The 18,037-nt window shown below is 70.9% G+C and carries 20 protein-coding genes; 16 read left to right on the top strand and 4 right to left on the bottom strand.

Annotation, left to right across the window (positions count from 1 at the left end; genetic code table 11):
• The first annotated feature begins 108 nt into the window (after positions 1-108).
• Complete coding sequence (locus tag GV015_RS01995; protein ID WP_159876237.1) at positions 109-879, top strand: SDR family NAD(P)-dependent oxidoreductase; 771 nt, start codon at positions 109-111, stop codon at positions 877-879.
• Between the two features lie 269 nt (positions 880-1,148).
• The gene (locus tag GV015_RS01990) at positions 1,149-2,054 is read left to right on the top strand and encodes a serine hydrolase (protein ID WP_064294922.1); all 906 of its coding nucleotides are present in this window, start codon (positions 1,149-1,151) and stop codon (positions 2,052-2,054) included.
• A gap of 251 nt (positions 2,055-2,305) precedes the next feature.
• Here GV015_RS01990 and GV015_RS01985 read toward each other — a convergent pair whose 3' ends face one another.
• The gene (locus GV015_RS01985; RefSeq protein ID WP_236555289.1) at positions 2,306-2,737 is read right to left on the bottom strand and encodes an NUDIX domain-containing protein; all 432 of its coding nucleotides are present in this window, start codon (positions 2,735-2,737) and stop codon (positions 2,306-2,308) included.
• Positions 2,734-3,552, bottom strand: coding sequence for a triacylglycerol lipase (locus GV015_RS01980; protein WP_159876235.1), 819 nt, complete (start codon positions 3,550-3,552; stop codon positions 2,734-2,736). Before GV015_RS01980 ends, GV015_RS01985 begins: the two co-directional genes overlap by 4 nt.
• A 136-nt stretch (positions 3,553-3,688) precedes the next feature.
• On the opposite strand from GV015_RS01980, the gene GV015_RS01975 reads away from it, so the two are divergent.
• Positions 3,689-4,288 carry a DUF4190 domain-containing protein gene (locus GV015_RS01975; protein WP_159876233.1) on the top strand — a complete coding sequence of 200 codons (600 nt, stop codon included), beginning with the start codon at positions 3,689-3,691 and terminating at the stop codon, positions 4,286-4,288.
• A gap of 395 nt (positions 4,289-4,683) precedes the next feature.
• Here GV015_RS01975 and GV015_RS01970 read toward each other — a convergent pair whose 3' ends face one another.
• Positions 4,684-6,144, bottom strand: a complete 1,461-nt coding sequence (locus GV015_RS01970) for a glutamyl-tRNA reductase (protein WP_159876231.1) — start codon at positions 6,142-6,144, stop codon at positions 4,684-4,686.
• A gap of 114 nt (positions 6,145-6,258) precedes the next feature.
• On the opposite strand from GV015_RS01970, the gene hemE reads away from it, so the two are divergent.
• The 5 genes from hemE (at position 6,259) to GV015_RS01945 (ending at position 10,151) form a co-directional block, all read left to right on the top strand.
• Entirely contained in the window at positions 6,259-7,350 is a 1,092-nt protein-coding gene (gene hemE / locus GV015_RS01965) for a uroporphyrinogen decarboxylase (RefSeq protein ID WP_236555288.1), read from the top strand.
• On the top strand, positions 7,347-8,891 hold the full coding sequence (locus GV015_RS01960; protein WP_159876227.1) for an NAD(P)/FAD-dependent oxidoreductase: 1,545 nt from the start codon (positions 7,347-7,349) through the stop codon (positions 8,889-8,891). Before hemE ends, GV015_RS01960 begins: the two co-directional genes overlap by 4 nt.
• 132 nt (positions 8,892-9,023) lie before the next feature.
• Positions 9,024-9,470 (top strand): hypothetical protein, encoded by a 447-nt coding sequence (locus tag GV015_RS01955; RefSeq protein ID WP_079706357.1) that lies wholly within the window; start codon positions 9,024-9,026, stop codon positions 9,468-9,470.
• Between the two features lie 17 nt (positions 9,471-9,487).
• Positions 9,488-9,910, top strand: coding sequence for a phage holin family protein (locus GV015_RS01950; RefSeq protein WP_064294953.1), 423 nt, complete (start codon positions 9,488-9,490; stop codon positions 9,908-9,910).
• Positions 9,900-10,151: a DUF3618 domain-containing protein gene (locus tag GV015_RS01945; protein ID WP_079003603.1), complete on the top strand. Its 252-nt coding sequence runs from the start codon at positions 9,900-9,902 to the stop codon at positions 10,149-10,151. Before GV015_RS01950 ends, GV015_RS01945 begins: the two co-directional genes overlap by 11 nt.
• 16 nt (positions 10,152-10,167) lie before the next feature.
• Here GV015_RS01945 and GV015_RS01940 read toward each other — a convergent pair whose 3' ends face one another.
• A complete protein-coding gene (locus GV015_RS01940; protein WP_159876225.1) occupies positions 10,168-10,629 on the bottom strand; it encodes a GNAT family N-acetyltransferase in 462 nt (153 codons plus the stop codon).
• Between the two features lie 91 nt (positions 10,630-10,720).
• Between GV015_RS01940 and hemQ the strand changes: the two genes are divergently transcribed.
• The 8 genes from hemQ to GV015_RS01900 all read left to right on the top strand — a co-directional run bounded on the left by hemQ (position 10,721) and on the right by GV015_RS01900 (position 17,998).
• Entirely contained in the window at positions 10,721-11,443 is a 723-nt protein-coding gene (gene hemQ / locus GV015_RS01935) for a hydrogen peroxide-dependent heme synthase (protein WP_064294913.1), read from the top strand.
• Positions 11,443-12,693 carry a ferrochelatase gene (locus GV015_RS01930; RefSeq protein ID WP_159876223.1) on the top strand — a complete coding sequence of 417 codons (1,251 nt, stop codon included), beginning with the start codon at positions 11,443-11,445 and terminating at the stop codon, positions 12,691-12,693. The genes hemQ and GV015_RS01930 overlap by 1 nt, the downstream gene beginning before the upstream one ends.
• A complete protein-coding gene (hemC, locus tag GV015_RS01925) occupies positions 12,690-13,637 on the top strand; it encodes a hydroxymethylbilane synthase (protein ID WP_085514301.1) in 948 nt (315 codons plus the stop codon). The genes GV015_RS01930 and hemC overlap by 4 nt, the downstream gene beginning before the upstream one ends.
• A complete protein-coding gene (locus GV015_RS01920) occupies positions 13,634-14,458 on the top strand; it encodes a uroporphyrinogen-III synthase (RefSeq protein ID WP_159876221.1) in 825 nt (274 codons plus the stop codon). Before hemC ends, GV015_RS01920 begins: the two co-directional genes overlap by 4 nt.
• Before the next feature lie 61 nt (positions 14,459-14,519).
• Positions 14,520-15,527, top strand: a complete 1,008-nt coding sequence (hemB, locus tag GV015_RS01915; protein WP_086475190.1) for a porphobilinogen synthase — start codon at positions 14,520-14,522, stop codon at positions 15,525-15,527.
• Positions 15,524-16,939, top strand: a complete 1,416-nt coding sequence (locus GV015_RS01910) for a glutamate-1-semialdehyde 2,1-aminomutase (protein WP_159876219.1) — start codon at positions 15,524-15,526, stop codon at positions 16,937-16,939. The genes hemB and GV015_RS01910 overlap by 4 nt, the downstream gene beginning before the upstream one ends.
• Positions 16,940-17,047: 108 nt before the next feature.
• Positions 17,048-17,395: a hypothetical protein gene (locus GV015_RS01905; protein WP_064294907.1), complete on the top strand. Its 348-nt coding sequence runs from the start codon at positions 17,048-17,050 to the stop codon at positions 17,393-17,395.
• 192 nt (positions 17,396-17,587) lie between these two features.
• The gene (locus GV015_RS01900) at positions 17,588-17,998 is read left to right on the top strand and encodes a DUF4190 domain-containing protein (protein ID WP_138945552.1); all 411 of its coding nucleotides are present in this window, start codon (positions 17,588-17,590) and stop codon (positions 17,996-17,998) included.
• Positions 17,999-18,037: the final 39 nt, after the last annotated feature.

The following is an 18,037-nucleotide window of genomic DNA, read 5'->3' as shown; positions in this document are numbered from 1 at the left end:
TGTAGCGAGCCGGCCGACCATAAGTATGTTTTACTCGCCTGGTGCGTACGCGGCCGTCGACACCGGGTCGACGCGTCGACGGACGCGCTCGGACGACGGGAGACACCGATGCTGCTGGACCTGACGGACCGACGGGTGATCGTGACCGGAGGTGCTCGAGGGATCGGGCTCGCCCTCGTGGAGTCCTTCCTCGCAGAGGGGTCCCGCGTCGCGGTGCTCGACCTCGACGTCTCCTCCCTGGACGCGCTCGTGGCGTCCCACCACGGCGACCTCGTCGCCATCGCATGCGACGTGCGTTCCGAGGAATCGGTGTCGAGCGCGGTCGCGGCGGCTGCCGCCGGGCTCGGAGGGATCGACGTCCTCGTGAACAACGCCGGGGTCAACGTGCAGTCGCTGCTCGAGGAGACGAGCGACGCCGCGTGGACGAGGTGCTTCGACGTCAACGTCGGCGGCGTCTTCCGGGTGTCGAAGGCGGTCATCCCGTATCTGAAGGAACAGCGCTCCGGGCGCATCATCAACGCCGCGAGCTTCGCTGCGGTCATCCCGAGCGTCGGCAGCGCGGCCTACGCGGCGTCGAAGTCCGCGGTGGTGCAGCTCACCAGGGTCCTCGCGAGCGAGCTGGGGCCGTGGGGCATCACGGTGAACGCCTACGCCCCCGGCATGGTGCCGACGGCGATGAACGGTTTCGCCGAGCTCCCGACGGCGCAGCAGGACGAACTCCTCGACACGCTCTCGGTGCGCCGATGGGAGGAACCTGAGGACGTCGCGAACGTCGTCCGGTTCCTCGCGAGCGACCAGGCGGGCTACGTCACCGGTGCGCTGATCGACGTCAGCGGCGGCAAGTTCGCGACCCAGTTCCCAGCCCGCGCTCGCCCCTGATCAGGCTCTGGGCCCGACGGGATCCGCGCGGTGGACCGACCGGATTCGCGGGCGATGGAAGCGACGGATGTCGGACCGACGCGCCCGGGAACGACGTTCCCAGGCCCAGATTCGCAGCCAGCGCGAAGGGCGCTTACGATACCGTGGACGGCACATCCGGAGGCCCGCTGCGCGGGTCGTCGGACGGCCGTCGAGTGGGCTGACCGGGGCAGGTCCACACCCGCAGGATCGTCGGGATCACCATCTGGAGCAGAGGAGTTCGGTCAGCCGTGGCTTCACGAGTGCACGAGTCGGAACGTCGCCGTTCGCGCGATGCGCGTCGAGGGCGCCACCGTGCCTCCGCCCAGATCGAACCCTTCACCCGCGGCTTCAGCGCCCTCGGTGAGCTGGCCGCGTCGGGCGCGCAGGTCAGCCTCCGGATCAACGACATCACCACCGGCGAGATGCTCATGTCGGCCGACGACCACGTCGTCGTGCCCACTGCCTCGATCGGCAAGGTCCTTCTCCTCATCGAGGTCGCGGCCCGCCTGGGCGACGCCGACTTCAGCGGGCTCACCATCCTCGACCGCGAGCCACTCGACGCCGTCGCCGACTCCGGGATCTGGCAGCACCTGCAAGCGCCGTCCCTCCCGGTCGCCGACCTCGCGGCCCTCGTCGGCGCGACGAGCGACAACCTCGCCACGAACGTCCTGCTCCGCCACATCGGTCTCGACGCCGTCCGCCACCGTGCCGAGGAGATCGGGCTGAAGCGCACGGCCCTCCTCGACATCGTCCGCGACCACCGCGGCCCCGACAACGCACCGCAGCTCTCCGTCGGTTCCGCCCGCGAACTCGCCTGGCTGTTCCAGGCACTCGCGACGGGCGAGATCGTCGACGCGACCACCAGCCGCCGGGTCCTGGCCTGGTTGTCGCTCAACACCGACCTCTCGCTCGTCGCCTCGGGCTTCGGGCTCGACCCATTGGCCCACCGTGAGCCCGACCACGGCATCCAGCTCTTCAACAAGACCGGTTCCGGGGTCGGTGTGCGAGCCGAAGCGGGCATCCTCCGCGGTCCGAACGGCGCCGTGAGCTACGCCGTGTGCACGAGCTACGACGACACGGAGCTCGGCACGCGCCTCGGGGTGGTCGACGCCGTTCGGATCCTCGGCCAGGACCTCCTCGAGTACGTGCACTGAGCCGGTCTCACTCATCCGGGCCCTGGTCGGCCGGTCCCTGAGCGTGTCGAAGGGCTCACCTCCGCCGGCCCTGAGCTTGTCGAAGGGTTCACTTCCGTCGGTCCCTGACCGTGTCAAAGGGTTCACTTCCGTCGGTCCCTGAGCTTGTCGAAGGGTTCACTTCCGTCGGTCCCTGAGCTTGTCGAAGGGTTCACTTCCGCCGGTCCCTGAGCTTGTCGAAGGGCAGGATCCGCCTGTCGAAGGAACGCCGCTCAGTCGATGAGCCCCGCCGCCGCGAGGCGCTCGAGCACGTCGCGCCCCGCGGGTGGGCAGCGGTTGAGTGACTCCGTGCCCACCCAGTGGACCGCGCTCACCTCGGCGGAGGGCGTCGGTGTCTCGTCCGTCTCGGCCGCGAAGACGTGCATTCGCACGAGCCGGCCGTCGGGCTCGCCGTGCGCCTGCGTGACCACCGTGAACAACGGCGTCACCCGCGCCGGATCGATCTCGACCGCGACCTCCTCGCGTGCCTCCCGGACGGCGGCCTCGGCGGGCGTCTCGCCCGCGTCGATCTTCCCGCCCGGCATGTAGAGGACGTCGCGGCCGCGAGCCGTCACCATGAGCACCCGCCGTCCGCGGACGATCGCGACCGCGGACACGAGGATGTCGGGGAGCGCGCTGCCCGAGCTCTCGGGTGCGCGGCTCACCGGTCGGCCGGGTTCTCGGTGTCGAGTGCGGGCCGCACCCGATCGGCGAACCCGTCGACGGCGAGTTCCACGGCGTCCTTGAGCTCGTCCGTGCTGAGGATCACGAAGTGACCCGGCACCGGGAGGAGCACGTTCGTCGCTCCGGGCAGCACGCTGCTGGACGGCACGTGCGGGTCGAAGGTGCTGTAGATGGAGACGATGTCGGCGTTGACGTCGTGCGGGGCGCCGAGCGCGACGATGGTCTCGTCTGTCGGGAGGAAGGCGCGGAGGCTCGGGTCGACGACGTACTTCGCGAGCACCGACCCGGAGAACGGCGAGCAGATCGCGACGACCCCGAGCAGGCCCAGCCGCTCGCGTTCGGTGAGGAGCAGCTCCTTTCCGACGAGGCCTCCCTTGCTGTGCGCGACGATGACGCACCCGGCGGCGGGCTTCGGCAACCGCCCGAGCGCGCGGGCGAAGCGGGCCGCCGTGTCGCGGATGGGTTTGCGGTTGTATCCGAGGCCGCGGGCGATGCGGATCCGGTAGCCGTCGGCGTTCAGGCGGTCGGCGACCGGCTTCAGGAACGCCCAGGTCTCGTACACGCCGGGGATGAGGACGACGACGGGGCGACTCGCGTCGCCTCGGGCGTACTCCCTCGGGATTCGGCCGCTGAAGAAGGCCCGCGTGTGCCAGACGACGGAGTGGACCCAGTCGACGGCGACGATCCCGGCGATGGTCAGCGCGCCAGGCCGCTCGGCGACCGGCGGGGCATCGGCGAGCGTGACGTCCTCGGCTTCCGCCACCGACTCCTCGTCCATCCGCACCCCCTCGTCCATCTTGCCACCGCCTCCGGTGCCCGCCGCGCGAGCCCAGTGAACATCAGGGATCGCGGGTTACCCTGTGTTGACAAGGCGACGGCGCGCTGCAAGCATGAGTCCGTTCGTCGAACCCCTATGCGCGAGGTGCACCTTCATGACTGATCCGAACTCCGGCCAGCCGAACGACCCATACGGTCAGAGCCAGAACCCCCAGCAGCCGGCCTACGGCGAATCGCAGGTTCCGCCGGCTCCGCAGTACGGCGAACAGGCTCCGCAGTACGGCCAGCCCTCGCCCTACGGTGAGCAGTCGGGCCAGCAGGCTCCGCAGTACGGTGAGCAGCCGAAGTACGGTCAGCCGCAGGCGCCCTACGGCGAGCAGCAGAACCCCTACGGCCAGCCGCAGGCACCCTACGGGCAGCAGCAGAACCCCTACGGCCAGCCCGCCGCTCCGTACGGACAGCCCCAGGCGCCGTACGGCTACGCGCAGCCGACCGGCCCGAAGACGAACGTCATGGCGATCATCTCGCTCATCGCCCCGTTCGTCGGGTTCGGCGTCGTCGGCCTCGTGCTCGGCATCATCGCGCTCGGTCAGATCAAGCGCACGGGTGAGCAGGGCCGCGGCCTGGCCCTCGCCGGCACCATCGTGAGCGGCGTCTCGGTCCTCGCCGGCATCGTCGTCATCATCTTCTACATCCTCATCTTCGCCGGCGTCATGGGCGCTGCGAGCTCGTACGACTACAACTACGACTACTGATCCACGGCCTGCTCCGCAGGCGGATCACGACGGGCATCGGCATCGCGCCGGTGCCCGTTCGTCGTTCCAGCGCCCTTCCGGCCCCGGTCCCTGGGCGGTGACCCTCCTCCCGTACCTGACTAGCACCCCTCTCCGGTCCCTGAGCTTGTCGAAGGGCGGTGCGTGACCCGTTCCCTGAGCGGCAACCCTCTCCGTTCCCTGAGCTGCGCCGCACTGAGCCTGTCGAAGTGTCGAAGGGCACACGAGGAACGTCCATGGTCGGGTCGCGTGTTCGCGCGCACCTCGACAGGCCCGGTGACCGGGGGCCGGCTCGGCGACCGGGCTCAGCTCGATGACCGAAGGTCGGCTCGGCGAACGGAGCCACCCGACGCGAGAAGCCCGGTGCCTTCGGAAGCCTAGGAGGCGGAGGCGGCCGAGTCGGTGTCGGCGACCGGCACGACGACCGCCGGTGTCTGCGGGACGTCGATGCCGAAGAGCGTCTGCAGCGCCGTCGTGTACGCGGCCTGCTCGCCGTTGCGGGCGAGGTTCCGTGCGCGCACCGTCGGCTCGTGCAGCAGCACTCCGGCGAGGTGACGCAGTGCACGGGCGGTCGAACCGTCGTCGCCGCCGCGAGCGGTCGCACGGGCGACCTCGGCCTCGACGAGTGCGTGCACGTGGCTGCGGAGTGCGACGACGGCGGGCTCGAGGCTGCGCTCCTCGCCGACCGCGGCGAACTTCTGCGCGGCGCGGCTGACGATGGAGCGCGCGACCTCGGTGGCCTGCAGCTCCTCGAGCGGCGCGTGGATGCGGATGGTCTCGAGGTCGAGCAGGACGACACCGGAGACGGTGGAGACGTCGGGGTCGACGTTGCGCGGCAGGCCGAGGTCGATGACGAGCTGTGCCGACGCGTGCGGCACCGGGCACTCGGCGGCGGCTTCGGTGATGACGTCGTGGACGAGCGCGGAGACTCCGGTGGGCTCGGGTGCGGCCGGTGCGTCGGACGCGGTGACCAGCGAGAGCGTCGGTGCGTCCGTGGCAGCCGCGGCTCGCGCACGGTGGTCGGTGGCGACGGCCGTGCGACCCGCGCGGAGCAGTTCGGCGTCGACTACGTGGCCCTCGGCGGTGGTGCAGGTGACGATGATGTCGACCTCGCCGGTGGTGCGGGCGAGGTCGTCGTGTCCGATCCAGCCGATCTCGTGCGAGCGCGCGAACTTCTCGGCGCGGCCGGACGGCGAGTACACGAGGACGTCGGTGACGCCGCGGTCGCGGAGGGCGGCGAGGCTCGCGCCGGCGTACGCACCGGTGCCGACGAGCAACACGCGCTGCGTGGCCCAGTCGTCGATGCGGCTCTCCGCGAGGTCGAGGGCCAGGCGAACGATGGAGCGACCGGCGCGCCCGAGCGGCGTGCGGTTCTTGATGCCACGGGAGGTCTGGGACGCGCGCTGGAACAGGCGCTCCAGTTCGGAACTGGTGGTGCCACCGGCGCGAGCGGCCTCGAGGGAGCGCCGCACCTGGCCGGCGATCTCGCCCTCACCGACGACGACGGACTCGAGTCCGGCCGACACGGCGAAGAGGTGCTCGGCTGCCGCGGTGCCGACGCTGAGGTCGAACACCTCCCGCAGCTGCTCGGCGGGGATGCCGGTGGTCTCGCTGACGGCCTCCGCAGCGGCCTCGAAGGCGACGGATGCGGCGGCGGTGACGGGCTCGTCGAGGTCGATGTACGCCTCGAACCGGTTGCAGGTGGCCACGACGACGGCACCCGAGACGCACTCGTGGTGCTCGACCAGGCGCGCGGCAACGCCCTCGGCACCGACTGAGAGTCGTTCGAGGAGGTCGAAGGTGGCGTTCTTATGGCTCGCCGTCACACACATGAGCACCCGATGAGTCTACCCGAGCGGGTACGTCGGCCTCTCCGGGAAGCCACCCAGGTGACCCTCACCCGGTCGCGCGCGCGCCCCTCCCTCTCAGGGCGGAGATGGGAGGATGGAGGGGTGAGTCTCCCACCCGAACACCCGCTCGTCACCGGCGTGACCCAGTCGTCGCCGCTCATCACCGCGTACCGCGGCGCCCGTCCCGAGCGGACGCCCGTCTGGTTCATGCGTCAGGCCGGCCGGTCGTTGCCCGAGTACCGCGAGTTGCGGATCGGGACGGCCATGCTCGACGCCTGCCTCGACCCGGCGATGGCGAGCGAGATCACCCTCCAGCCCATCCGACGGCACCGGACGGACGCGGCCATCTTCTTCAGCGACATCGTGGTGCCGCTGAAGCAGGCCGGGGTCGCGGTCGAGATCGTGCCGGGCCGTGGTCCCGTCATGGGGTCGGCGGTTCGGACGGCCGCCGAGGTCGACGCGCTCGTCGCGCTCGACCCGGCCGTCCTCGACGACACGCTGGCACCGATCCGCGAGGGCGTCGCGCTCACCGTCGCCGGGCTCGCGGGGATCGGCGACGGCCGCACGCCGCTCATCGGCTTCGCGGGTGCACCGTTCACGCTCGCCGCCTATCTCGTCGAGGGCGGACCGTCGAAGGACCACCTCGCCGCCCGCACCCTCATGCACGCCGACCCGGAGTCGTGGGCGAAGCTCATGGCCTGGTGCGCGGACGTCACCGGTCGCTTCCTCCGCGCCCAGGTGCTCGCCGGTGCATCGGCCGCGCAGCTCTTCGACTCGTGGGCGGGGGCGCTCTCCCTCGAGGACTACGAGCGTCATGTCGCCCCGGCCTCCCGGGCCGCGCTCGCGCACGTCGCCGACCTCCCCGTCCCGAAGGTGCACTTCGGCGTCGGGACGGGCGAGCTGCTCGGTGCGATGCACCGGGTCGGCGCCGACGTCGTCGGGATCGACTACCGGCTGGCGCTCGACGAGGGCATCCGACGTCTCGGTGGCGCCGTCCCCGTGCAGGGCAACATCGACCCGGCACTGCTCGCCGCCCCATGGCCGGTCCTCGAGGCGCACGTCCTCGACATCCTCCAGCGCGGGACGGCGGCGCCGTCGCACGTCCTCAACCTCGGCCACGGGGTCCCGCCCGAGACCGACCCGGACGTCCTGACCCGCATCGTCGCCCTCGCCCACGATTGGCAGCCCGCATGAGTCTCGAGCCGAAGCGTCTCGTCGTCATCGGCGGTGGTGTGGCCGGACTCGTCGGCGCGGTCGACTGCGCCAAGGTCGGCATCTCGGTGACGGTCGTCGACGCGCAGGAGTCGTTCGGTGGCGCGCTCGCGGCCGCCGAGGTCGCGGGTCTCCGCATCGACGTCGGTGCCGAGAGCTTCGCGACGCGCGGTGGCTCGGTCGCCGAGCTCATCGAGCAACTGGGCCTGACCGACCGCGTCGTGCGTCCCAACCGGGCCGGGGCCTGGTTGCACGTCGCCAAGCCCGGACAGCCGCAGCGGAGTGTCCCGCTCCCCAAGGCGGGACTGCTGGGCATCCCGACGAACCCCCTCGCCGACGACGTCCGTCGGGTCATCGGCTGGAAGGGTGCCCTGCGCGCCTACCTCGACCGCATCCGCCCGCCGCTCACGATCGGCACCGAGCACAACCTCGGTGCGCTCGTCCGGAAGCGCATGGGCGCGGCCGTCCACGATCTCCTCGTCGCTCCGGTCACCTCGGGCGTCTACTCGGCCGCTCCAGACGACCTCGACGTCGATCGCGCGGCTCCCGGGCTGAACGCCGCGCTGACGCGCACCGGGGCGCTGTCCCTCGCCGTCGCGGCTCTCCGGGAGAACGCGCCCGCCGGTGCCGCGGTCGGTGGCCTCGACGGCGGCATGACCGTCCTCGTCGACGGCTTGACCGCGGAACTCGAGCGGTGGGGGTCGACGCTCATCACCGGCGTCGCCGTCACGGCGATCTCCCGGAACCCGTTCGACATCGACGTGGACGGACCGGGTGTCGGCCTCGGCGACGCAGGCCTCCCACGGATGAGCGAGCGTCCCGCGGCCGCCGGCGCGTCGAAGGCCCCCTGGTACGTCGCCCTGACCGACGGCCGGGTGCTCGAGGCCGATCTGGTCCTCATCGCGACGCCCGAGCAGCCGGCCCGCAACCTGCTGGCCGACGTCGGGCCGGCGCTTCGCGACCTCCCCGCCGCCGGCGACGACGCGGGCGACCCGGTCCTGCCGGCGCCGATCGAGCTCGTGACGATCGTGCTCGACGAACCGGCACTCGACGCCGCACCGCGTGGCTCCGGGCTGCTCGTCGCACCCGGCTCGACGCTCCACGCCAAGGCGCTCACCCATGCGACGGCGAAGTGGGCCTGGCTCGCCGACCGCGCGAAGGCGCAGGGCGAGCACCGCCACGTCGTCCGCCTGTCCTTCGGTCGTCAGGGCGAAGCCGACGCGACGAGCGCGTTGACCGACGAGGAGCTGCTCTCGACGGCGTTGCACGACGCGTCCGCGATGCTCGGCGTCCAGCTCGACCCGGGCAGCGTCCGCGGCTTCCACCGCATCTCCTGGACGGGGACGCAGCCGACCGCCGCCCGCGGCCAGCGCGAACGCTCGACGGCCATCCGGGAAGCAGTGGCCGAGGTGCCCGACCTCGCGGTCACGGGTGCCTGGTTGTCGGGCACGGGGCTCGCCTCGGTGGTGCCCGACGCCCACGAGGCGGCGGCACGACTCCGCCATCAGGCGCTGCAGCGGTAGACACGCCCATATGCCCGACCCGGCATCTTTTCCTGTCAACCCCCGACCGGATGGTGGCGTCGGAGTGACACCCGACTACGCTGGTCCCGTTGGATGCAGCATCACAGCACCACTCGAACAGACGGAGGCGCCATGAAGGGCAAGGTCATGTTCGTCGTCGGTGGGCTCACGGGCTACGTGCTCGGTACCCGCGCCGGACGCGAACGCTACGAGCAGATCAAGACGCAGTGGGTCAAGCTGTGGAACGCGAAGCCGGTGCGCGCGCAGCGCGGCAAGGTCGAGGACTTCGCTAAGGCACGCATCAGCGAGGTCCCCGCGGCTCTGTGGAGCGGCGTCAGCGCCGTCGCGAAGGTCGTCAGCCAGCAGGGCTCGACGCCTGGCCAGAAGCTCGACACTTCGACAGGCTCAGTGCACCGCAAGGCTGAGTCGAAGACCGAGGACACCGTCCAGGACGTGTCCGAGACGGTCAAGGACGCACGCACGGCCTCCGGCACCTCGACGTCGTCGGCCTCGAAGCCCGCAGTGCGCAAGCCTGCCGCGCCCAAGACGACGGCACCGAAGCCCAAGAGCGGCGAGTAGCACCGACGATGCCGTTCATGAGTGACCGCAACCGCTCGGAGCCGCGCTACGACAAGCGCGACGAATCCCTCCTGACCCTCGTCGGCCAGCTGCCCGGGGTCGTCTCGAACCTGGTCAAGGCCGAGATCGCCAACCTCAAGACGCAGCTGGCCCACAAGGGCAAGTACGCGGGCATCGGAGCGGCGTTCGTCGCCGGCGCCGCGGTGTTCCTGTTCTTCGCGGTCGGCGTGCTCGTCGCCGTGCTGATCCTCGCGCTCGCGCTCGTCATGCCCTCGTGGCTGGCGGCGCTCTGCGTCTTCGTGCTCTTCGTCCTCGTCGCGGCGGTCCTCGTGCTCATCGCGCTGCGGTACTTCAAGAAGATCAACGAGGACCCGAGCCCGATGGACAACGTGAAGGAAGACATCAAGGCAGTGAAGGGACTCGGCGAGTATGACCGTTGACCAGTTCCCGGGGGCGACGCCCTCGCCCGAGCAGGCTCGCGCCGAGCTCGTCGCCACGCTGAACGCGATCGAGGACAAGCTCAACGTCCCGAAGCAGGTGCACCGCGCCAAGCGTCGTGCCATCGTGCAGATCGCGACCGTCAAGGTCGAACGCCCGGCGGTCTTCTACGCCGGTGTCGCGGGCCTCGCCGGTGCGGCCGGGCTGGCCGTGTGGGGCATCGTCCGCGCCATCGCGCGCTGACGCGTCCCGCCGCCGGTCAGTCCCTCGGGGTGGCCACGCGCGTCATCGGAACGTGCACGATGTCGTCCTCGACGTAGTCGGGGCCGCTGATCTCGAATCCGAACCGGCCGTACCAGTCGGCGAGGCGTTTCTGGGCGCCCATGCGGAGTTCCCGATGCCCGTGGTCGGCCACGGCGCGACGGATCAGTTCCGCGGCGAGACCCCGCCCGCGGGCGGTGAACGCGGTGGCCACGCGTCCGATCTCCGAGTGCTCGGCCTCGGTCAGGATCCGGATCGTCGCGAGTACCTCGTCGCCCTCCTGCGCCCAGGCGATGAGGGTGCCGTCCTCGAGGTCGCGTCCGTCGAGATCGGCGAAGAGCGCCGTCTGCTCGACGACGAAGACGTCGACGCGGATCTTCAGCACGCGGTAGAGCGTCACCGGATCCATCTCGGCCGCTCTGGCGACGTGGTACTCGACGGGAGGCTGCTCGCTGATCATCACCCGACTGTATCGGCGGTGAGGCTGGGCTCGGTGTCAATCGTGACCTGCCCCTTTTGCCCAATCGACCGAACTGGGTGAGGATAGGACTATGACTCACCCGGCCTCTGCCGAGGCATCGCACCACCCGACCGACTCAGCCACCCCGACTGGCCCCTCAGGATTCACCCTCTGGGCTGTCCTGCGCCGCGAGCCGGCGAGTGCGCTGCCGCTCGGCGAAGAGCATGTCTCCGAACTCGAAGCATCCATCGCGCTCGTCGAAGCCCAGGGCGTGACCCTGCGCGGCATCTACGACGTCTCCGGCCTCCGCGCCGACGCCGACCTCATGCTGTGGCTCCACGGCGACACCGCCGAGGGCCTCCAAGCCGGCCTCCGGGAGCTGCGGCGCACCGCCATCCTCGGTTCGCTGGCACCCACCTGGAACGCCATGGGCGTCCACCGCGACGCCGAATTCAACCGGCAGCACGTCCCCGGGTTCCTCCGCGGCATCGAGCCGAAGGGCTGGCTCTGCCTGTACCCCTTCGTGCGCAGCTACGAGTGGTACCTCCTGCCGGAGGAGGAGCGTCGCAAGATGCTCGCCGAGCACGGCCGTCAGGGCGCGGCGTTCACGGGTGTGCTCGCCAACACCGTCGCCTCCTTCGCCCTCGGCGACTACGAGTGGCTCCTGCCGCTCGAGGCCGACGACGTCGTCGAACTCGTCGACCTCATGCGCGACCTGCGCAACACCGAAGCGCGCCGCCACGTGCGCGAAGAGGTGCCGTTCTTCACGGGCCGCCGTATCACGCCCGCCGAGGCATTGGAGGTGGTGCGCTGATGGCCGCCATGAACCTGGGGAGCACCGGAGCCGAGGCCCCCGAGCGCATCGTCCGCGGCGCGACCGACGCTGCAGCGGCCGGTCCTGAGCACGTCTCCGAGCCGACGGACTACGACGCCATCCTCCTCGCCGGTTTCGGCGGGCCTGAGGGCCAGGACGACGTCATCCCGTTCCTCCGCAACGTCACGCGCGGGCGTGGGATCCCCGAGGAGCGTCTCGAAGAGGTCGCGCACCACTACCGCCACTTCGGCGGCGTCAGCCCGATCAACGACCAGAACCGTGCGCTCAAGGCGGCCCTGGAGCTCGAACTCGCCTCACGTGGCATCGACCTCCCGGTCCTCTGGGGCAACCGCAACTGGGACCCGTACCTGCGCGACGCGCTGACCGAGGCGCACGAGCGCGGCTTCACGAAGCTCATCGCGATCGCCACGAGCGCCTACTCCTCGTACTCGAGCTGTCGGCAGTACCGCGAGGACTTCGCGATCGCCGTCGACGAGACGAACCTCCAGGGCGAGATCCAGATCGACAAGGTGCGTCAGTTCTTCGACCACCCCGGCTTCGTGACCCCGTTCATCGACGGTGTCCGTGACGCGATCGCCGACTACCTGCGCGAACAGCCCGAACTCTCCGCCGAGACGGAGATCGAGGTGCTCTTCGCGACGCACTCGATCCCCACCGGCGACGCGGCGCGCTCCGGCCCCGACTTCCGCGGCTTCGGCGACCACGGCGCCTACGAGGCCCAGCACCTCGCGGTGGCCGAGGTCGTCATGGCGAACGCCATCGACCAGCTCCGTGAGGCCGGTGTCCTCGGTGGCGCGGTCGGCAGCGGCGTCTCGGTGCCGTGGCAGCTCGTCTACCAGTCGCGCTCCGGCCCGCCGAGCATGCCGTGGCTCGAGCCCGACATCAACGACGCGATCGCCGAGCTGCCCGCCGCCGGCCGCAAGGCGATCGTCATCGTGCCGCTCGGCTTCGTGAGCGACCACATGGAGGTCATGTGGGACCTCGACAACGAGGCCATCGAGACGGCCGGCGAGCACGGCCTGGCCGCCGTCCGCGTCCCGACGCCTGGCACCGCCGCCGCCTACGTCAAGGGACTCGTCGACCTCGTCCTCGAGCGCCGCGACGGCACGCCCGTCGAGGAACGACCGCACATGACCGACCTCGGCCCCTGGTACGACGTCTGCCGCCCCGGGTGCTGCGAGAACGCCCGGCTGGGCTTCAAACCGGCGTTCTCGGGGATCGCCCCATGACCCTTCGCATCGGAACCCGCGGCAGTGCCCTGGCGCTGGCGCAGACCGGTCATGTGGCCGACGCCCTCACAGCGGCCACCGGTGAGGACGTCGAGATCGTCACCGTCACGACGCAGGGCGACACGAGTCGCGAGTCGCTCTCCACCATCGGCGGGACGGGTGTGTTCGTCAACGCGCTCCGCGACGCCCTGCTCGACGGCGCGTGCGATCTCGTCGTGCACTCCTTGAAGGACCTGCCGACGGCTCCGGCCGAGGGCTTCACGATCGCCGCCATGCCCATGCGTGAGGATCCGCGCGACGCCCTGTGCGCCTCCGACGACCGCTCGCTCGACGACCTGCCGCAGGGTGCCAGGATCGGCACCGGCTCACCGCGTCGGATCGCGCAGCTGAAGCGCATCCGGCCCGACCTCGAGGTCGTCGACATCCGCGGCAACATCGACACCCGCCTGCGCCGCATCGACGACGACCTCGACGCCGTCGTCCTCGCGGCCGCCGGTCTCACCCGCCTCGGACGCCTCGACGCCGTGACCGGGCTCTTCGACCTCGACACCTGGCCGACCGCGCCGGGGCAGGGGGCGCTCGCGATCGAGTGCCTCGACGACGACGAATCGTCCATCGCCGGTTCCATCGCGTTGCTCGACCACGCGCCGAGCCGCTGGCAGGCCACGGCGGAACGGGCCGTGCTCCGTCGGCTCGAGGCCGGTTGTTCTGCCCCCGTCGGCGCGGCAGCCTGGCTCGACGACGAAGACCTCGTCCTGCAGGCCGCCGTCTACTCGCTCGACGGCACCGAGATGATCCATCTGGAGAGCCGCGCGGAGGGCTTCTCCGGCGACGGACACGGACGCGAGCTGCTCCAGGCGGCCGACGCACTCGGTGTCTCGCTCGCAGACGAGCTCATCGAGGCCGGCGCAGCCGACCTCGCCCCGCTGGGAGGCGCTGCGTGAAGGACTGGACGAAGTCGAACACCGTTCCCACCGCCACCAAGCCGCTCGGTGGGTGGCGCGTCCTCGTGCCGCGCGGCGGTCCGTGGGGCGACTCGGTCGCCGGGACGGTCCGTGGCAAAGGCGGGTCGCCCGTCGTCGCCCCGATGATCAACTTCGCCAGCACCGACGACCCGGAGACCCTCGGGGCCGCACTCGCGGCGCTCGAGGCGGGGGAGTTCGACTGGCTGACCGTGACGAGCGCGACCACGGTCGACGTGCTGTCCTCGCAGCGGATCCGGATCCCCGAGACGACGAGGGTCGCCGCCGTCGGCGAGACGACCGCTGCCGCGCTCACCGCCGTCGGCTACAGCGTCGACCTCGTGCCGGCGAAGGATAACTCCGCCAAGGGCATGGTGCAGGAGCTCACGGCGCTCGAACCGCACCCGAAGCGCATCCTCACGCTCCGCTCGGCCATCGCCAAGCCGCTCCTCACGGAGGGCCTGATCGCCGCCGGACACGACGTCCAGTCCGTCGTGGCCTACCGCACGGTTGGTGTCCCGGTGGCAGAGAAGATCGTCGCCGACGTCGCCAGCGGCCGGGTGCGTGCCATCCTCGTCACCTCGGGCAGCGTGGCGGAGCAGGTCCGTTCGCAGTTCCCCGAGATCCCCGAGAGCACCGTCATCGCCGCGATCGGACCCCGCACGGCTCGTGACGCCCGAGGCTACGGGCTCAGGGTCGACGTCGTGGCGGAGCAGCAGACGGTCGACTCGCTGATCGAGGCGATCGTGTCCGTGGCGCTCAGCCGGAACCTCGACGAGGACGCCGGCGGCGGGATCCGCTGACCGGCTTCACGCCCTGCGCGAACCGGGAGGGCTCGTCGGCAGCGGCGCGTAGGCTGGACGGGTGAGCATTCCCGAGACCCGTCCCCGTCGTCTCCGGCAGCAGCCGGCCATCCGTCGCCTCGTCAGCGAGACGCGACTCGACCCGGCGGAGCTGGTGCTCCCGATGTTCGTGCGGGAGGGCGTCTCCGAGCCGGTCGAGATCTCCTCGATGCCGGGTGTCCGACAGCACACCGTCGACAGCGCCAAGCGGGCCGCGGCTGAGGCGGCTGCGGCCGGCATCGGTGGGGTCATGCTGTTCGGCGTCCCGGCCGAGCGTGACGCCGTGGGTTCCGGCGCGACCGACCCCGACGGCATCCTCAACGTCGCGACCCGTGCGCTCGTCGCCGAGGTGGGCGACGCCCTGGTCGTGCAGACCGACCTCTGCCTCGACGAGTTCACCGATCACGGACACTGCGGTGTCCTCGACGACCGCGGGCGCGTCGACAACGACCGCACGCTCGACCGCTACCGCGACATGGCGCTGGCCCAGGCGGAGTCCGGCTCTGCCCTCCTCGGCCTCTCGGGCATGATGGACGGCCAGGTCGCCGCCGTGCGCGAGACGCTCGACGCCGCCGGGTTCGACGACACGATCATCCTCGCCTACTCGGCGAAGTTCGCGTCCGCGCTCTACGGCCCCTTCCGCGAGGCCGTCGACTCGCAGCTGCAGGGCGACCGCCGTACCTACCAGCTCGATCCCGCCAACCGTCGTGAGGGTCTGCGCGAGGCGCTCATCGACGAGGCAGAGGGCGCCGACATCGTCATGGTGAAGCCCGCAGGGAGCTTCCTCGACGTCCTGGCCGACGTGGCGGACACGGTGTCGATCCCGGTCTGGGCGTACCAGGTGTCCGGCGAGTACGCGATGATCGAGGCCGCCGCCCGGCAGGGCTGGATCGACCGCCGACGCGCGATCGAGGAGTCGGTGCTGTCCATCAAGCGCGCCGGAGCCGAGGTCGTCCTGAGCTACTGGGCCGTCGAACTCGCCGGTTGGTTGGATGAGGCGCGCGGTCTGCGTGCAGGAGGAACCCGATGAACGACGCAGCATTCGCCAGAGCCCAGCGGTCGATCCCCGGCGGGGTGAACTCGCCCGTCCGTGCCTTCCGCTCGGTCGGCGGCACGCCGCGGTTCATGGTGTCCGCGACCGGCCCCTACATCACCGACTCCGAGGGCGTGCAGTACGTCGACCTCGTGAGCGCGTGGGGCCCCGCGCTCCTCGGACACGCGCATCCGCAGGTCGTCGAGGCCGTGCAGGCCGCTGCGGCGCGCGGCCTCTCCTTCGGCGCGTCCACCCCGGCCGAGACCGAGCTCGCGGAGCTCGTCAAGGAGCGCGTCCAGGCGTCCGGTGTCGCGCCGATCGAGAAGCTGCGCATGGTATCCACCGGCACCGAGGCGACCATGACGGCGATCCGCCTCGCGCGCGGTGCCACCGGTCGCAGCCTCATCGTGAAGTTCGCCGGGCACTACCACGGCCACTCCGACGGCCTGCTCGCCGAGGCGGGATCCGGCGTCGCGACCCTCGCCCTGCCTGGGTCCGCCGGGGTCACCGCCGAGACGGCAGCCCAGACGATCGTCGTCCCCTACAACGACCGGGCGGCACTCCGCGAGGTCTTCGCCGAGCGTGGCCAGGACATCGCCGCGATCATCATGGAGGCGGCCTCCGCCAACATGGGCGTCGTCCCGCCGGCTCCCGGGTTCAACGCGAGCGTCGTGAAGCTCGCGCACGAGTACGGCGCGCTGGTCATCATCGACGAGGTGCTCACCGGGTTCCGCGTCTCCTCCGCCGGTTGGTGGGGGCTCGACAACCGCGGACTCGCCGCCGTCGCGCCGGGCACGGAGCCCGTCCCGGGCGCCGAGGCCTGGGAGGCAGGCAACCACGCCGTCGCGAACTCGACCGGCGCCATCAGCATCCCCGTCGGCGTGTACCAGCCCGACCTCTTCACCTTCGGCAAGGTCATCGGCGGTGGCATGCCCCTCGCCGCGCTGGGTGGGCGCGCCGAGCTCATGGACCTGCTCGCACCGACCGGCCCGGTCTACCAGGCCGGGACGCTCTCGGGGAACCCGGTGGCCCTCGCCGCCGGCATCGAGACGCTGCGCCTCGCCGACCAGGACGTCTACCGTCGGGTCGACGCGGCGGCCGCGATCGTGTCCGAGGCGACCTCGAGCGCGCTCACGGAGGCCGGGGTCGCGCACACCGTGCAACGCGCAGGGAACCTGTTCTCCTTCGCCTTCAGCGAGGCGGCACCGACCGATTACGCCGCGGTCCTGCGCCAGGACGCCTTCCGCTACCCGGCCTTCTTCCACCGCATGCTCGACGCGGGGGTGTCGCTCCCGCCGAGCGTGTACGAGGCCTGGTTCGTCTCCGCGGCGCACGACGACGAGGCGATCGGGCGCATCGTCGACGCCCTGCCCGCGGCGGCACGTGCGGCTGCGGCGGCCATCCGCTGAGTCGGACGGTCGCCCCGCCGCCGACGTCGGACGCTGCACAGGGCATGCGTTACCGCTTTGTGAACTTCCGGCAACGCGAACGTCGGTGGGGGTTGGCAGACTAGAGGCATGGCCTCCTTGCGTCTGCACCCCGACCGACTGGAGATCGAGCTGTCCGCGTACGACAAAGCGCTCTCGCTGCGTCGGAGCAACGTCGTCGTGCCACGGTCGAGCATCCGTTCCGCCACCATCACCGACGACCCGTGGATCTGGGTCCGGGGCATTCGTGCGCCCGGTACGGCGATCCCGTTGACGCTCGCCATCGGCCAGTGGAAGTTCCACGGCGGCATGGACTTCCTGGTCATCAAGGGCACCAAACCGTCGGTCGTCATCGATCTCGAAGACGCGGAGTACTCGCGGCTCATCATCACGACCCGTCGCAGCGCCGAGCTCATCGCGGCCCTCGACCTGCACTAGGACGAGCTGCCCGGCGCACGGCGGTCTCGGCCGGATCCGGACCGTCGGCGAGGACGCGGTGTCCGCGCATCCTGGCGCTGATCAGGGCCGTGCGCAATCATTTGCCTCGAACAGGGCACAAAACGACGTCTGACCGGTATTCTGGGCCCGCTCGAACCTCCGCAGATCCGCCTGTTCGAAAGGACCACAGCCATGTCGACTCCTCCTCCCGGTGAATACCCCGGCCAGCCGCCGCAGGCTCCCCAGGCGCCGCAGCCCCCGAAGGACCAGTACGGCGCGGCTCCCGCGTACTCCGGCGGCGCAGCTCCCTCCGGCGACGCGACCGCCGGCAAGACGCTCGGCATCGTCGGCCTGATCCTCGCGTTCCTCGCCCCGCCGATCGGCCTCATCCTCAGCATCGTCGCCCTGGTGCAGTCGAAGAACGCGGGAGTCAAGAACACGCTGGCGAAGGTCGGCCTCATCCTGTCGATCGTCTTCATCGTCATCGCGATCATCGCGACCATCGCGGGTATCGCGATCGGTGCTGCGGCGTTCAACGAGGCGTGCGCCTCCCTCGGGAGCGGTGTCCACACCGACGGCACGACCACCATCACCTGCCCGTAGCCCGGTGACATCCGGGCGATTGGGGAGTTGTCCCCATCG

The organism is Plantibacter sp. T3, assembly GCF_902506515.1.
GTDB lineage: Bacteria > Actinomycetota > Actinomycetes > Actinomycetales > Microbacteriaceae > Plantibacter > Plantibacter auratus.
This window is presented reverse-complemented; position numbering and strand designations above follow the sequence as displayed.

Coding starts and splice junctions, on each gene's coding strand:
- GV015_RS01960 (WP_159876227.1), top strand. CDS start 7,347: ATGAGTCTCGAGCCGAAGCGTCTCGTCGTCATCGGCGGTGGTGTGGCC.
- GV015_RS01980 (WP_159876235.1), bottom strand. CDS start 3,552: ATGGACGAGGGGGTGCGGATGGACGAGGAGTCGGTGGCGGAAGCCGAG.
- GV015_RS01905 (WP_064294907.1), top strand. CDS start 17,048: ATGGCCTCCTTGCGTCTGCACCCCGACCGACTGGAGATCGAGCTGTCC.
- GV015_RS01950 (WP_064294953.1), top strand. CDS start 9,488: ATGAGTGACCGCAACCGCTCGGAGCCGCGCTACGACAAGCGCGACGAA.
- GV015_RS01945 (WP_079003603.1), top strand. CDS start 9,900: ATGACCGTTGACCAGTTCCCGGGGGCGACGCCCTCGCCCGAGCAGGCT.
- GV015_RS01910 (WP_159876219.1), top strand. CDS start 15,524: ATGAACGACGCAGCATTCGCCAGAGCCCAGCGGTCGATCCCCGGCGGG.
- GV015_RS01930 (WP_159876223.1), top strand. CDS start 11,443: ATGGCCGCCATGAACCTGGGGAGCACCGGAGCCGAGGCCCCCGAGCGC.
- GV015_RS01900 (WP_138945552.1), top strand. CDS start 17,588: ATGTCGACTCCTCCTCCCGGTGAATACCCCGGCCAGCCGCCGCAGGCT.
- GV015_RS01940 (WP_159876225.1), bottom strand. CDS start 10,629: ATGATCAGCGAGCAGCCTCCCGTCGAGTACCACGTCGCCAGAGCGGCC.
- hemQ (WP_064294913.1), top strand. CDS start 10,721: ATGACTCACCCGGCCTCTGCCGAGGCATCGCACCACCCGACCGACTCA.
- GV015_RS01955 (WP_079706357.1), top strand. CDS start 9,024: ATGAAGGGCAAGGTCATGTTCGTCGTCGGTGGGCTCACGGGCTACGTG.
- GV015_RS01975 (WP_159876233.1), top strand. CDS start 3,689: ATGACTGATCCGAACTCCGGCCAGCCGAACGACCCATACGGTCAGAGC.
- GV015_RS01995 (WP_159876237.1), top strand. CDS start 109: ATGCTGCTGGACCTGACGGACCGACGGGTGATCGTGACCGGAGGTGCT.
- hemC (WP_085514301.1), top strand. CDS start 12,690: ATGACCCTTCGCATCGGAACCCGCGGCAGTGCCCTGGCGCTGGCGCAG.